We start from the raw sequence: 14,360 nt of genomic DNA, 5'->3' as shown, positions 1-14,360 counted from the left end.
GGGTAGGGGGCGTTCACTCATTGCGCCAGCATCTTCTCCCTGAAGACTTCGGCCGGCGTCTTCCAACCAAGGCATTTCCGGGGCGTCGCATTGAGCCGGTCACAGATCCCTTTCAACTCAAGATCGGTGACCCGGCTCATATTGAGTTTGCGGGGAAGCCATCGTCGGGCACGTCGGTTGGTGTTTTCCACGGTGCCTTTCTGCCAGGGGGCAGATGGATCACAGAACCAGGTTTGTGTACCGATTTCCGCTTGAAGATGCGGCCAGGCCACAAACTCGGTTCCTCGATCGAACGTGATGGATTTTCGGGAACGGATTGGCAGGTGGCGGATCGCATCGATGACCTTGCCAAGCACCAAATGTGTTCTTCTGTTGTCATTCTTTAAAAGCAAGGTGAACCGGGTGACGCGTTCCACCAGGGACGTAACGTTGCCAGAACCAAAGTGCTGTTTGAACAGCATTAAATCACCTTCCCAGTGCCCGAACTCCTGCCGATGTGCCACGGCATCTGGCCGGAACAAGATGCTGACGTCACGATGGAATTTGGGTGGCAGGCGCTTTCTCGCTCGTCTGGGCTTTCGAGACTTTCGATGTGTCGGCAAGTACCACCACAGCTCCTGGGCCAGGCCTTCCTTCGAATAGATATAACGGTAGATCGTTTCCTGGCAGACCCGGTGGGAGGCGCCTTCGTATCTCATGCGTCCGGCAATCTGTTCCGGCGTCCAGCCATCCTTGATGCGATCGGTCACAAGATGACGCAGATCCGAATGCTTGATCAGTTTTCGTTTTCGTGACCGACGCGTGGCGCATTCCTGGTGGGCCGCCACAGCAAAATAGCCGACGATGTCCGGCAACTGTTCATCTTGAAAATGGTTGCGTTTCAATTCTCGAAAAATCGTTGATCGGTGCCGCCCAAGGATCTTCGCCATTCGGCAAGGTGACACTTTCGCCTGGCGCCAGCGTTCAATCTTGCGGCGCTCCTCCAGCGTCAGGTGGCTGTATTTTGATCCCATGACACAATCCTCCTGTTTGATAACCTATTGGTTTCAAACAGAAGTCGCACTTGGGAATAGCGCGCACCCTGCTATAATAACATAACGCATAATAGTTATTATGGAATTTATTTTGACCGTTTGATCAATTCCAATCGGTATAGAAGAGCGAGTATGCCCATCCTGCACTAGGTGTTTGATCCCAGGCTTTGATGGTGCAGCTTGAACCTGACAGGTTTCCTGTCCGAAAACGTCCGATTGCGTACGGGGCTTAAATACCCTGTCCACAAATTAGCTTGACTGCATTCTGGACAAGCAGATAATTTGAACAGCCTTTTCGGACAGGATTGACGCCATGTCACGCACTTTCGTCTATGCCCGCGTCTCCACGCCCGGCCAGACGACCCAAAACCAGCTAGAAGAAATCCGGGCGGCGGGGTTCCACGTCGAAGACCGCCGGATTGTGACCGAGAGGATTTCCGGCAGTGTGCCGATAACGCAGCGTCCGGAATTCTCTCGGCTGGTGGACCGTTTAGAGTCGGGCGACATTCTCATCGTGACGAAACTCGATCGCCTCGGCCGGGATGCGATAGACGTCAGTTCAACAGTAAAGGCATTGGCCGACGAAGGAGTACGGGTCTACTGTCTTGCACTTGGCGGTGTCGACCTGACGAGTTCCGCCGGCACGATGACCATGAACGTGCTCAATGCCGTTGCCCAGTTCGAGCGGGATTTGCTAATCGAGCGAACGCAGTCAGGCCTAAGACGTGCCAAGTCCGAAGGGAAAGTTCTGGGTCGGCGGCCAAGCCTGACAGACAGCCAAAAGCAAGATGTGCGGTTTGCGCTGAATTCCGGCAAAAGTATTTCTGCTATTGCCCGAGCATTTGGTACCAGCCGTCAAACAATCATGCGAGTGCGTGACGAATTCCGTTGAGCAAGAAGCAGGATCGGATTTCCATTCTTCGAAACGAGGGCTATCAAGAATGCAAACTTTCGCGGCATATGTCGGCGCAGCCGTTTTTGAAATAGCAGGATGTTTTGCATTTTGGGCTTGGCTGCGGCTCGACAAGTCAATCTGGTGGATCGTTCCGGGTCTCGCCGCGTTGAGCCTGTTTGCATATTTGCTCACGTTGGTAGATAGCGCGGCCGCAGGTCGTGCCTATGCGGCCTATGGAGGTATCTACATTGCGAGTTCTCTCATATGGCTCTGGCTGGCCGAGGGCGTCCATCCTGACCGCTGGGACATTACTGGCGCAACGGTTTGCATGATTGGCGCGACAATCATTTTTTTAGGCCCGCGGGCCACATAGCCACGAGTAGGATGCGGACAGGAAAACTCACCGGATCGCGAAAGTCATGGCCTACCGGCGATGCAAGTCCCTATCAGATCACGATAGGCATCGTTCAATGGACGATTGCCATGAGAAGATAACTTTCTTTCGTCATCCAGTTTCTCCAAGGCAGCGAGTATGAATTCTGCGATGTCCATCCGGTCTCGTCGACAGGCATACCTGAACACGTGCAGGAGTTCTTTCTCCAACAGATCGACGCTTTTTGTCATTGCCGTTGCTTCCTTCTTTGATGATCAAGCCTGAGCCATCCAGCAACAGGAAGGTCAAGTCATAGTTTCTCCAACTATATCGTGGTTAAACTCAACCGATAGACGACAGAATGGGAAAGGTGGCCAGAAGCCAGAAGGCGAAAGCGGACAGATAACCCGTCATCATGGCAATTCCCATCACGATCATTACCACTGCCGCTACAATCCGCAGGCCTTTTCCAATGCGCCCGAACGCCTTCAACCTGGCGGCCAGCGTGTCGGTGAACAGGGCTGCAGTCAGGAACGGCACGCCAAGACTGAGCGAATAGATCGTGAAGAGGGCGATACCGTCGGCAAGCATCGTCGACGCGGCGCCAACTGTCAGGATGGCATCAAGGATCGGACCGATGCACGGTGTCCAGCCAAAAGCGAAGGCCAGACCGAGGGCATACGCCGAGATGGTTCGCCAACTCGTCGAAGGAGGCGGGAACAAATATTGCGCTCAGACATTATAGAAAGATGGGTCAGTTAAGCGATTCTGGAAGGCGACTGAATGATGATGGGTGAAGGCATGGGCGGCGGAATGATGATCGGAATGGGGGTGGTGTGGATACTGATCGTAGTTTCCCTGATCCTCCTCATCGCCGCCCTGATTAAATATCTGCGCAAATGACGCAGGACTGATTTTGGAATTCAATCTTGAACTAAGAGCAAAAACCGGTCGTTCTGGTCACCGGTTCGAGCGGATATCTCGGCGCGGCCGTCACGCGCCGCTTGAGCTAAAATTATCTGGTCGTCGGCCTTGATCGCTACACGCCACCCACCCTACATGGCCGAATGCATGTGCTTCGACATCACGGACCAGTCAACATGGACAGGGCGCAGCAGCGGATCCGGTACGCCTACGGAAACAGGATCGCCTCTTGCATCCATATTGCCGCGTATTTCGACCTGACCGGCGAAGAACATCCGGCTTTCGAGGCAGTGACGATTGAGGGCACGAAGCAACTTCTCCAACTATATCGTGGTTAAACTCAACCGATAGATGACAGAATGGGAAAGGTGGCCAGAAGCCAGAAGGCGAAAGCGGACAGATAACCCGTCATCATGGCAATTCCCATCACGATCATTACCACTGCCGCTACAATCCGCAGGCCTTTTCCAATGCGCCCGAACGCCTTCAACCTGGCGGCCAGCGTATCGGTGAACAGCGCTGCAAGCAGGAATGGCACGCCAAGACCGAGCGAATAGATTGTGAGCAGAGCGATACCGTCGGCAAGCGTCGTCGACGCGGCGCCAACTGTCAGGATGGCACCAAGTATCGGACCGATGCAGGGTGTCCAGCCAAAAGCGAAGGCCAAACCGAGGACATAGGCCGAGACGGTCCGTCCGCCAGGTAGATCGAGATGGAAGCGTGCCTCGCGCATCATCCACGCCGGGCGGATCGTTCCGAGCATGAACAGCCCGAACAGCGTGACGATCCCGCCCCCAATGATGTTCAACTCGAACCGGTAGCTGAGCAACAACTGGCCAAGCGCCGAGGCGCTGGCACCGAGGATCACGAAGACCGTGGTGAAGCCAAGCACAAAGCAGAGGCTGAGAGCGAGCGTTGTGCTTCGGGCGACAGCTATCTCACCTGACGGTGAAGCGAAGGTCGACCGGCCGGCGACGTAAGAAACATATCCCGGCACCAACGGCAGGACGCAAGGCGACAAAAACGAAATAACTCCGGCCAGGAAGGCGCTGAGGATACCGATGTTCGAGAGTTCAGGCATTAGGATAAACTTTCAGAGACTCCGGCTTCATCGATTTATTTCCTTCCGGGCTTGGTCGATCAATCGCTGCATGGTTTGCAAGTCGGTAGCACCTCGCAGGATCTCGTTGCCGATGACGAAACCCGGGGTGCCGTTGATCCTCAGTATTCGGGCGAGCGCAAGATTGCGCTCAATCTCCTCGTGGATCGCAGGATCCTGCATGTCGGTCCGGAGTTGTTCGACATCGACGCCTATCTCTTTGGCGACAGTAATGACCTGCACTTCGTCGGCCGAGCCTGACACCTGCATCATCGCCTTGTGGAACTGCGGGTAGAGGTTCTGCCGGTGCGCCGCGAGCGCTGCCTTAGCCGAGAACACGGAGTCCGGGCCCAAAATGGGAAACTCCTTGTAGACGATCCGCATTTGGGAATCGCCTTCTTCGGCCGCCGCCATTGCGGACGCGACCTGCAGACAATATGGGCAGTTATAGTCGAAGAATTCGACCATGGTCACATCGCCTTGCGGATTGCCGCCGACCGGACTTTCGGGACTTTTGAGCAGTTCGTCACTGTTTGCGGCAAGGGCCGCCTGAGCCTCCGTTTGTTCTGCCTCCCTTTGCTTTCGTTCGAGGTTCTGCATGGCCTGGACGATAACTTCGGGGTTAGCGACAAGATAGTTGCGCACTCGCCGCTCGAACGCTTCCTGCGGCAAGTTCTCCGACGCGGTCGCGAGTTGCCGGCCTGTCTGGAACCCTGGATCGAGCTGATACCAGGCTCCTGCCGCGATGATCAGCAATAGGGGAAGGAGGATCAAGCCGAAGCGGCGCCCCGTGGGTCTCGAAAACTGCGTCATTTCTCTTCTTCCACCATTCAGAGCCAGCCTGTCAGCCGTTCCCACCACCCTTTTTCGGTTGGTGGTTTTGGCGCATACGCATTGTTGATGAGCTGGTTGATGTAGAGCGTCACGTTTGCCCTCTGAAAGTCAGCGCCATGGAATATCCCGGCATGTCGTCCGTTTCGGTCGATAACATGCACCATCGGCATATCCTGACCTTGGCTACTTAGCGCGGCGAAACGATCCGCAGCAGCGGCGGTTGTCTCCTCCCCGGACGGGATGACAAGTTTCCAGTTCGCCTCATCCCACGTAACCTCGATTGACGAGTCCGAGTCGTGAACGGTTACGAACGTGACCATTTCCTTCATCGGCGAAACGTTCACTTGTCCTTGCACGCCAGCGAGATCAGCCTGCTGCTCGGCGCATGGGCCGCCACAGTCCGTTGGCACAAAGCTAAGCACGATGACCTGATCAGAGAGATCATCGAAGTGCAGGACATTGCCACCCGGTTCTTCGAGATTGAGTTCGGGCATGGAAGGGCGATCTGTCACCTCGAAAGCCGGCTCCTTTTCGGTCATCACCTCGTCAATGCGTTCGCCGGGATGGTGGGCAAATGCCGGATGGGCGCTCAGCAGGACGGCGAGGCCCAGGAAACGCTTCATTCTGCTGCCTCCCGCGGGCCTTCAGCCGCTATTGCAAGCACCGAAACCTGGACGGTGATCTCTCCGGCTTTTTCGAAGCTGAGCGTCATGGGGAATGTCGTACCCTTACTGAGTTTGTGTTGCAGTCCCATCAGCATCAGGTGCATGCCACCGGGCGCGAGCGTGATCCGCTTACCCGCCTGCAACTCAAGCGTTTCGATGTGGTCCATGCGGCTTACGTCACCGTCCTTCTCGACTGCATGAATCATGACCTGAGCGGCCACAGGCGTGCTCGCTCCAATCAACCTGTCGTCCGAAGTGCTCTCGATCGTGACATAGGCGGCGCCGGGACGGGATGCGAGGATGGACGCCCGCGCCCACGCATCGAGGACGCGAACACTCTCACCGGCGAGTGCCGGCGATGCGACGGCCAAAGTTATCACGACTATTGCAATCAGTTTTCTCATAGTTGTTTCCCGGTCATTGTTGCAAGGACATGGGCGGCCATCTCTTCTGCGGACTGATCACCTTCGCGGAAGACATCCTCAAAGCGGCCGTCCGGAGTCATCAGATAGATGTGCCCGGAGTGTGCCATCAGGTATCCGTCCGGAGCCGTCTCCTCTTCCATTTTTTCGTAATAGACGCGGAAGGATTGGGCAGCCGCGGCAACCTCGGCCTCCGATCCGGTCAGTCCGACCAGCTTGGGGTGAAAGGCCTGGACATATTCCGCCATCACCTGCGGCGTGTCCCGGGACGGATCGACCGTGATGAAGATCGGAGCAACGTGCTCGACCTCGCCGCCAAGCCGATCCAGCACGTTCCCCAGATAGGCAAGCGTGGTAGGGCAAACATCCGGGCAATAGGTAAATCCGAAGAACACGAGTTGCCAGCGCCCCAGGAAGTCGGCCTCTGTTACGCGATTGCCGTTGTGGTCGATCAACGAAAAATCGGAGCGAATTGCAGCTTCGCCGACGGTGATCGGCGGAGATGGCTCGCGAACCCAAATGGTCCGGACGAAATAGACGCCACTGAGCGCCAGCACAGCAGCGGCCACGAGGATCCATAGGCTGATGCGGATGCGTTCGAGCTGCCTTGTTTTGGTTGATGTCATCTGTCTACCTCGAAAGCATCCGCCCGTGTGTGGCCGATAACATGCTCACCCATTCGTTTCTGGGAGGCCTTTGCGGTCGAGCGATTTCTCGCGCCACTGCTCGTTGGGCCGTTCAGGGTCGTCATGGCTCATGGACTGCATCATCCTGTTGCAGCCTTCCATTGTGCCGGAGCCTTTCAGGGTGTCGCGGGACGCCTCTGAGGCATGGGTGTAGAGCACGGGTGCAACCGCGAGCCCTGCGACAACTGAAGAAACAATAGCGAACGCTCTGATCGATTTACGCATCGCTCGGTCTCCTTTCTTTGGAGGGCTGCGGTTCGTGGCTTGCAAGAACGCGGGCCTCGTCAATCTTAGGGGCCACGCTGTCAGGAGCCGTGTCGATTGCTACAACCTTCGTGGCTGGCCGAGCTACCTCGGTCTCGGTAGGGCCAGCATTGCTCTCTGCGGCCGAGCAAGATTTACTGCCTGACCGGTTCATACACAGGCCGAGCGCACACATTGCCAAGCAAGGCAAAAGGCTGATCAGGATTGGTGCGATGCCGACAGCAGCCAACCAACTCCAGTTCAGCGCCAGCCCCGACGCAATCACCAGTCCGGCGAGAACGAGTAAACCGCGTCGGTTGCCGAGATAATAGCGAAGCGCATAAAGCAGGTCGCGGCTGAGAGACCCGTTTCGAGATTGTGACTGTTGTGTATCGGGCATGGCGGGTTCCCTTTCAATTTGACTTCAGATGAGTATTGAGGAGTGCGATCATTTCTGGTGTGTCCCACTCGGCAGAACCGACAAGTCTTCCCAGTTCTCGGCCCTCGCTGTCGATGAGAAGCGTCGTCGGCAGTCCCGGCGCCTGGAGGTCGAACGAGGCCCGCATTGTGGCATCGATGTAGAGACCAAGATGTTCAATGCCTATTTCTGCATAGAAATTCCGAACAACATCCGGTCCAGCCCGATCGACCGAAAGCGCCACAACTTCGAAGACCGGGCCGCCAAGTTCCGCTTCAAGCGCGTCGAGCGTCGGCATTTCCTCGCGGCAGGGAACGCACCACGTCGCCCAGATGTTGAGCAACACGGTCTTGCCTCTCAAATCGGCCAGAGTAAGAGCCTGACCGTTCCCGTCCTCAAACTTAATTTCGGGGAGCGGGCGCGGTGCCTCGTGGATCACGAAAGACCGGGACGAGGCTGGCTCGGCCTGTCCTCCGCCTTGAGGCGGACGCATTGGCGTGCCTCCGCTGAAATAGGTCACGCCAACGATCGCGATCACGGTCAGTGCGAGCGTGCCTACCGCCAGAAATACGATCGCGCGCTGTCCCTGCAGGAGCTTCTTCATTGGCCGTCACCCAGGGCGTTGTCGCCTTTAGCCTGACGGCGCAGCTCTTCAACGAGCGGCAGGATGGTGCGGGTAAGCACCTCCTCATTCACGGGTCCGATATGCTTGTAGGTGACGCGTCCGTCCGCGCTGATGACGAACGTTTCAGGTACGCCGTATACACCCCAATCAATCGCCACGCGTCCGCTGATGTCGGCCCCCGTACGCGTGTAAGGATCGCCAAGGCTGTCCAGCCATTGCGCCGCGTCATCCGGCTGGTCTTTATAGTTAAGGCCGTGCAGCGGAACGGCGCCTTGTGCAGCAAGCTTCATGAACAGAGGGTGCTCCGCGCGGCAAGCAACGCACCAGGAGGCGAAGACATTGACCAGCGAGACTTCGCCTTTGAGATCGGTGCTCGACAATCCGAGTGTCCGCCCCTTGACCGGCGGCAGCTCAAACGCAGGCACGGACTTACCGATAAGTGTGGACGGGAGAATACTCGGATCGCGGGTCAAGCCCCAGGCGAGCACCACGCCTAGCAGGACCGCTCCAGCCAGAGGCAGAAACGCCAGAAAATTGCGGCGGCGCGTAGAGACAATGGCATATTCATTGGCATGGCTCATGAAGCACCCCCGTCCTTGGCTGAAATGCGAGCCTGCACGTCCCGCTGGCGTTCGGGCCAGGTGCTCTTGATGAATGCGAGCGCGGCGGTGATCTCCTTGTCGCTCAGGATGTCCCCGAAAGCGGGCATGTCGCTCTCATAGCCCGCAACGACACCGCCAACGCCGAGCTTTGTGATGTCAAACAGATCCTGGTCCGAGTGATGCCATGTGTGGCCAGTCTCGTCGTGCGGCGGCGCTTGCATGCGGCCGTTTTCCAGCCGGCGCTTCCAGTCCGGCTGGCCCTCAAGGCTGGCTCCATGGCAGGAAGCGCAGTATTCGCCGTAGACCCTCTGACCCAGGGCAATCTGCTTGCTCGTCACAGGCTGACCAAGGAAGGTCACCGTTTGCGATTTCTCCTTGCCATCCTCCTGTTGCGCGAATGCGCCGATGGCTGACAGAACGGAAACGACGATAGCGGAGACGAAAAACAGCTTGCGCCTCATCGCGGCCCCCTCAAGTGTTTCACGAACGTGTAGAACCCGAAGATCACGGCGCCGAAGACTAGAATCGTCACAAAAAGGCCCCCGGCTATCATCAGACCGATTTTGGCACCATCTATTGCTTCACTCATGAACTCATTCATCGGCATAGACGGAGACACCGCCCTCACCAAACGCGTAGGTCTTCAACGTACCGGTCTTGGATGGAGCCATGCCGGGAGCGTTGGCGGGCATGCCGGGCAAGGTGATCCCGGTGATATCCGGCCGCTCAGTGACAAGCCGTTCGATGATCTCGGCCGGCACGAGCCCGCTCACGATATAACCGTCGATCTCGGCCAAATGGCATCCAAGACCCTTTTCAGGTACCCCGGCTTCGATGGAGCGCTTGTCAAAATTCCGGTCGTCGACGCGCGTCACTACATAGCCATTGCCTTCCAGATAGACCGCGTAGGCATCGCAACACCCACATCCCGGATCACGCCAGATGGTGATCTCCTTGGACCCCGAAGTGGCGGCAGCAACACTTTGAAGGGGAGCGTCGGTTGACCCCAACGACCAGTAGGCGATACCCGCAGCGGCGAACACGGCAACGACGACTGCGGCATTTTTTATCTTGTTCATGACATTCTCCATTATGCCCCTGCGAGCGCGGTCCAGTTCGCGCCGCCATCGCGGCTTTCGACAAGGCCATCGCCTCTGATGGCGACGACATGATCGGCATTGGTGGGGTGAACGGCGAGGGCGAGCGAGGCCGTGCCCGATATTTGCGACCACACGACTCCGGCGTCCTGAGATCTCCAGATGCCCGAAGGCAGCGCGGCGTAAAGGCGAGCGGGTTGGGATGCCGCGCTGACCAATCCGTTGATTGTCCCACCTTCGGGAAGGGGCGCTTCCGACGGAGCCGGTTTCCCCGATGCAAGCGCGTCCATCGCATCGCCCGGCTGAACCTCCTGCCAGCGGCAGAAGCAGTCGGGCACGCGCGTGAGACCAAGTTCGGTTCCGGCATAGATCCAGATACCGCCCATGCCCGTTGCTAGATCGACCGAGGCCAATGCCGTCAGATCGTGCTCTGCGTCCGCCAGCCACGGTCGGTCCATCGCGAGGGCCCAAGAGCCACCGGCATCTTCGCTCTTCCAAAGACCGTCGCCGCGAATGGCCGCGTAGATCGTATTTGGCTCTCCCACCGCAATGGTGACTGCTGATACCGGGGCGTCGGGTAGACCAGTGCTTCTCGTCTCCCAAGTGCGCGCGCCATCCTCGGAAATAGCGAAGCCGCCACCCGCGAGCCCCGCCGCGATCCGGCCAGGCCGGCCCGGGTGCGTTGCGAGCGACAAGATGCCGTTCACCGCCGGTGCGGGCATCTCCCTCCAGCCGCCGGAGCCGTCGCTGCGGGAAAGAGTCTTACCGGCCAGGATCAAAGCATCGCCATCGAATGCAATTGACAGACGGGTTGCTGCAAACGCGTTGCGAACGCCCAAAGGCAGGTTTATGAGGCCAGTCCCCACTAGCAAAGCACCGAGAAAAGCGCGCCTCGAAAGGCGGTAGGAACTTTGGGTCATTACTCTCATGTCGATATCTTTCATGTTCGGCGTGCCTCGCAGCTTTCCGTGACAAATTGTTGGAGATCGGCAAGGCTCCGGAAGATCACCGAGAAACGGTCACCGCCCATGCCAGCACCAAGGATCACAGGCAGGCCGACCGGCGGGCCGGTCTCGGCGCTGTCGATCTTGAGCCGGATGTTCTTCTCCCAGTAGGGCGTTTCCCGCCCGTCGCCAGTGGTGATGAAGTAGCTGTCGCCACAATGGCGGATTGCCGTGACATGCGTCTCCGGCGATGGCTCGCCGATCGGCTCCGGCGCCCCGGCCCGCAACCAACCAGCGGGCATAAGTCCTTCATCAACGACCTTTTTGCCACCGGCGGGCTGGCCGGCGATAGCGAGAAAGGCGAGCAGATCGGTGCGCGCCTGAGGATCGTCGATCCCTCGGAAGGTCATGTAGGTACCAGGGATCATATCCGCCGGGTCTTTCAGCCAACCGTCGAGCGTAGCCGCGTTCCAGAAGATACCGGCGTCCTTTAGCCCGCTTGAATAACGAACAAACCCCTCCGCCGTACCCGCCGTACGGCCCAGGAAGCTGTCGAGGCTCGGGCCGCTGAGATGCAACCCCGGTTCGAGGGCATGGCAAGCAACGCAGGCGCGATAGACCTGCGCACCACGCCTCACGTCCCCGTCTGCGAGTGCGGCCGAACTGACTGAAAGGCCGGCCAACGCGGCGAGGAAAAGGGCTACCCGGCTCATATCCGCTCCTCTTTTCCGGAAACGCGGATCACCCCCATCATGCCAGCGGCCTGGTGCTCAAGAATGTGGCAGTGAAACATCCAGTCTCCCGGATTGTCGGCGACGAAGGCGATCTCGACCTTCTCGCGCGGTGCCATCAACACGGTGTCTTGCCACTCACGATGCGTTGTAGGCAGACCGTTCCGTGACAGGACGCGGAAGGAATGTCCGTGCAGGTGGATTGGATGATGCCAGGCCGTTGCGTTTGTCATTGCCAGGACGCATGTGCTGTCGCGCGGCACCGTCAGCAGCGGGTCCATCACATGACCGGTGGCGGCCTTGCCGTTGATGAACCAGATGCCCCGGCCATGCATCATGTTCATCATGTTGCCCATCATTCCACCGGAGGCTTCGTTCCCCATGCTGCCGCCCATTTCGGCCATGATCATCTGGCCCATCATGCCGCCGTTGAACGTGACCTCGTGCCGGATCGCGTCGCCCAGGTCCGGCTCGGCAAGCGGATTGTCTTGAAGTTCAAGAGGCCAGTCAGGAGCAGCTTTCCTGAGCGCCGCTTCCGCATAGGCGAGATCGACCAACCGGTACTCCTGTCCCTTGTAGAACCGGTCCACCACAGAGACCCGGCTGCCTGGCCGGCCGGTCATGTCGAGGATCAGGTCCACCCGCATGGCTGGACCGAGCGTGACGAGCCCGTTCGCCGGTGCGTGCGGCGTCACGGGTTGCCCGTCGAGGGCGATCACAACCGGCTCGAGGTTTGCAAAGTCGAGGCCAAAGATCCGGGCATTGGCAGCATTGATCAGGCGCAGCCGGATGCGCTCTCCAGCACGGACCGCAATGCTCTCCGGAACACGGCCGTTGACGGTGACCGTGTTGCCGATACGTCCGTTATGCATCAAGTCATGGGGGTTGCCGAAATCGTCGCTGATCGCTGCGTCCCCGGTGAGTCGCCAATCGTCGAGAACCCAGATCAGTTCTCGGTCGACGCGAACCGGCTCGGATTCCTCGATGATCAGCGGGCCGTAGAGACCGCGCCCCACCTGCACCGTGCTGTTTAAGTGAGGGTGATACCAATAGGTACCGGCATCGACGGCGTCGAACTCGTAGGTGAAGGTCTCACCGGGAGCGATCGGCGTCTGCGTCAGATGCGGCACGCCGTCCATGGCGTTCGGCGTGCGCACACCGTGCCAGTGGACGGTGGTCTCTTCCTCAAGGCCGTTGTCGATCACGACATGAATGCGATCGCCTTGACGGACACGAATTGCCGGGCCGGGCACTGTGCCGTTGTAGGCCCAGACCGGCGTGTTTCCATAAGTATCCGGAACGAGTTGCGTCCGTCCCGGTGATGCCTTCAGCCGGAACTCCCTAATGGAGGCCGCCTGGGCATTTCGTAGTCCAAGAACCGGAAGCACTGCACCAGCCGAGAAAGCTGCGGTGCGTGTGAGGAATGTCCGACGCGTCAGCGTCGGCAGATACATGGCCATGACGTTCCAACCATCCTGAGAGGGTGCTTGAATAGCAACGCGCACTCTGCGCAAAGCATATCGAGATCATGGGCAGTCGGTTTTACCGCACATGACTTCGGGCGCCGCTAGCCGGAAAGTTAAGTCCGCGCGGCGTCAGCTCAGGATGATTGATCGGGGAGGATAGGGTTCCGGCAGACCAGTGCGTCCGGTCACGCTTTGCAGAACCGGACTTTCGGCAGCCGCCTGTGATCCATGCAAGGTGAATTGTCCCAGGGGCACTACTGCCAGGATCGGCGAGATACATACGTTATCGCACTGTTGCGCAGCGTTCTTGTCGTCCAGGCAATCCTTGCAATCGCCAATGTCCGTCCCGTCGCCTAAGACAAAAGCCATCTTCATGGTCATTTTGGCTGAACCCGCGGCATGCGCCACGGTTCCCGCCGCGAAAGCAGCGAGCAGCACGATCATGAAGATTCGGACATACCTCGTCATAAGACGCTCATTACCGGAAAATGCGAAACCTGTCGACTTACGTTTTGTTGAAGACTGCTCTTGAACCGAGCGGGCCGTAAAGAAGGATGGCCGGGAAGGTACCGACAACATGCCAAAATCTTCGGCGCGGCGTCACCTTCCGCTCCAGTCCGCAGGATCGACAAAAAGGCCGAACCATATCGACCAAATGCCAAGCAGGACGAATACTAGGCCGAGAATCCAGCGCCGTGCCCTCAACCAGTCCGCCATCCGGGAAAGAAAACCCGCAGAGCGTGGCCAAACGGTCAGCGGCAGAAGCGGCACAGACAGGGCCAGTGCGAAAGTACCCATCAGCACTACGCCAGAGACAGGGGAACCGGTAAGTGCCACTGTTCCTATAAGAGCGAATAGGATCGGCGCCGCACATGCAGGAATGTTCAAACCAAAGGCGAGCCCCTGCAGGAGTGGATTTCCGGCAATTCGCCAGCGCTCCGGAGCGACCTCGAACTTTCGGCGCAAAATCCGGCCAAAGCCTGCAATCATGAACAGACCCAGGGCCAGGTAAAGGGCCCCAAACACCAGCCAGAAGCCGGTCTGAACCCCGATCAACATTTGGCCCAACATGACAATAGCCCCGCCAAAGCCGGCCATGACGATAACGCGTGCAAGAATGAAGGTACTTACTGCCACCAGTCGATATTCAGACGGATTTTGTAATTGCCGGTTTACGAATATGAGGTGCGCACCGATCGTGCAGGGTTCGATAAAACCCAGCAGTCCAAGACCAAATGCCAGACTGAATGTTTGAAAGGTCAGGTCCAACGCGGTTTCCAATCAGGTTCTTTGCCGTTTATA

20 protein-coding genes are annotated in these 14,360 nt (G+C 58.2%); 2 read left to right on the top strand and 18 right to left on the bottom strand.

The annotated features are described in order from the left end of the window. Positions 1-17 precede the first annotated feature (17 nt). On the bottom strand, positions 18-1,013 hold the full coding sequence (locus tag B0E33_RS30370) for an IS30 family transposase (RefSeq protein WP_077294751.1): 996 nt from the start codon (positions 1,011-1,013) through the stop codon (positions 18-20). A 334-nt stretch (positions 1,014-1,347) separates the two neighbouring features. On the opposite strand from B0E33_RS30370, the gene B0E33_RS30365 reads away from it, so the two are divergent. Both B0E33_RS30365 and B0E33_RS30360 read left to right on the top strand, forming a co-directional pair. Then, positions 1,348-1,926, top strand: a complete 579-nt coding sequence (locus B0E33_RS30365) for a recombinase family protein (RefSeq protein ID WP_077294747.1) — start codon at positions 1,348-1,350, stop codon at positions 1,924-1,926. Between the two features lie 49 nt (positions 1,927-1,975). Then, positions 1,976-2,302 (top strand): YnfA family protein, encoded by a 327-nt coding sequence (locus tag B0E33_RS30360; RefSeq protein WP_077294744.1) that lies wholly within the window; start codon positions 1,976-1,978, stop codon positions 2,300-2,302. A 342-nt stretch (positions 2,303-2,644) separates the two neighbouring features. Here B0E33_RS30360 and B0E33_RS30350 read toward each other — a convergent pair whose 3' ends face one another. From B0E33_RS30350 to B0E33_RS30265, 17 genes are all read right to left on the bottom strand, one after another. After that, positions 2,645-3,025, bottom strand: coding sequence for a sulfite exporter TauE/SafE family protein (locus B0E33_RS30350; RefSeq protein ID WP_077294738.1), 381 nt, complete (start codon positions 3,023-3,025; stop codon positions 2,645-2,647). Positions 3,026-3,566: 541 nt separating this feature from the next. Continuing rightward, positions 3,567-4,307, bottom strand: a complete 741-nt coding sequence (locus B0E33_RS30340; protein ID WP_077294735.1) for a cytochrome c biogenesis CcdA family protein — start codon at positions 4,305-4,307, stop codon at positions 3,567-3,569. Positions 4,308-4,334: 27 nt separating this feature from the next. Continuing rightward, positions 4,335-5,138 (bottom strand): DsbA family protein, encoded by an 804-nt coding sequence (locus B0E33_RS30335; RefSeq protein WP_077294732.1) that lies wholly within the window; start codon positions 5,136-5,138, stop codon positions 4,335-4,337. A gap of 17 nt (positions 5,139-5,155) precedes the next feature. Further along, positions 5,156-5,782, bottom strand: a complete 627-nt coding sequence (locus B0E33_RS30330) for a hypothetical protein (protein ID WP_077294729.1) — start codon at positions 5,780-5,782, stop codon at positions 5,156-5,158. Continuing rightward, positions 5,779-6,228 carry a copper chaperone PCu(A)C gene (locus tag B0E33_RS30325; RefSeq protein ID WP_062492177.1) on the bottom strand — a complete coding sequence of 150 codons (450 nt, stop codon included), beginning with the start codon at positions 6,226-6,228 and terminating at the stop codon, positions 5,779-5,781. The genes B0E33_RS30330 and B0E33_RS30325 overlap by 4 nt, the downstream gene beginning before the upstream one ends. Next, a complete protein-coding gene (locus B0E33_RS30320) occupies positions 6,225-6,872 on the bottom strand; it encodes an SCO family protein (RefSeq protein ID WP_077294726.1) in 648 nt (215 codons plus the stop codon). The genes B0E33_RS30325 and B0E33_RS30320 overlap by 4 nt, the downstream gene beginning before the upstream one ends. 45 nt (positions 6,873-6,917) lie before the next feature. Then, the gene (locus tag B0E33_RS30315; RefSeq protein ID WP_077294722.1) at positions 6,918-7,157 is read right to left on the bottom strand and encodes a hypothetical protein; all 240 of its coding nucleotides are present in this window, start codon (positions 7,155-7,157) and stop codon (positions 6,918-6,920) included. Further along, positions 7,150-7,575, bottom strand: coding sequence for a hypothetical protein (locus tag B0E33_RS30310; RefSeq protein WP_077294719.1), 426 nt, complete (start codon positions 7,573-7,575; stop codon positions 7,150-7,152). Before B0E33_RS30310 ends, B0E33_RS30315 begins: the two co-directional genes overlap by 8 nt. Before the next feature lie 13 nt (positions 7,576-7,588). After that, the gene (locus B0E33_RS30305; protein ID WP_077294853.1) at positions 7,589-8,086 is read right to left on the bottom strand and encodes a TlpA family protein disulfide reductase; all 498 of its coding nucleotides are present in this window, start codon (positions 8,084-8,086) and stop codon (positions 7,589-7,591) included. Between the two features lie 107 nt (positions 8,087-8,193). Continuing rightward, positions 8,194-8,799 (bottom strand): DsbE family thiol:disulfide interchange protein, encoded by a 606-nt coding sequence (locus B0E33_RS30300; RefSeq protein WP_077294716.1) that lies wholly within the window; start codon positions 8,797-8,799, stop codon positions 8,194-8,196. Further along, positions 8,796-9,281 (bottom strand): c-type cytochrome, encoded by a 486-nt coding sequence (locus B0E33_RS30295; protein WP_077294713.1) that lies wholly within the window; start codon positions 9,279-9,281, stop codon positions 8,796-8,798. Before B0E33_RS30295 ends, B0E33_RS30300 begins: the two co-directional genes overlap by 4 nt. A 132-nt stretch (positions 9,282-9,413) precedes the next feature. Then, a complete protein-coding gene (locus tag B0E33_RS30290; protein WP_228148172.1) occupies positions 9,414-9,899 on the bottom strand; it encodes a DUF411 domain-containing protein in 486 nt (161 codons plus the stop codon). A gap of 11 nt (positions 9,900-9,910) precedes the next feature. Further along, a complete protein-coding gene (locus tag B0E33_RS30285) occupies positions 9,911-10,639 on the bottom strand; it encodes a WD40/YVTN/BNR-like repeat-containing protein (protein ID WP_228148171.1) in 729 nt (242 codons plus the stop codon). A 218-nt stretch (positions 10,640-10,857) separates the two neighbouring features. Further along, a complete protein-coding gene (locus B0E33_RS30280) occupies positions 10,858-11,574 on the bottom strand; it encodes a c-type cytochrome (protein WP_077294707.1) in 717 nt (238 codons plus the stop codon). Then, complete coding sequence (locus tag B0E33_RS30275) at positions 11,571-13,052, bottom strand: multicopper oxidase family protein (protein ID WP_156912584.1); 1,482 nt, start codon at positions 13,050-13,052, stop codon at positions 11,571-11,573. The genes B0E33_RS30280 and B0E33_RS30275 overlap by 4 nt, the downstream gene beginning before the upstream one ends. Positions 13,053-13,187: 135 nt before the next feature. Further along, positions 13,188-13,637 (bottom strand): hypothetical protein, encoded by a 450-nt coding sequence (locus B0E33_RS30270; RefSeq protein WP_156912583.1) that lies wholly within the window; start codon positions 13,635-13,637, stop codon positions 13,188-13,190. Positions 13,638-13,658: 21 nt separating this feature from the next. Further along, positions 13,659-14,327 (bottom strand): cytochrome c biogenesis CcdA family protein, encoded by a 669-nt coding sequence (locus tag B0E33_RS30265; protein WP_077294702.1) that lies wholly within the window; start codon positions 14,325-14,327, stop codon positions 13,659-13,661. Positions 14,328-14,360: the final 33 nt, after the last annotated feature.

Source organism: Roseibium algicola (assembly GCF_001999245.1).
GTDB lineage: Bacteria > Pseudomonadota > Alphaproteobacteria > Rhizobiales > Stappiaceae > Roseibium > Roseibium algicola.
This window is presented reverse-complemented; position numbering and strand designations above follow the sequence as displayed.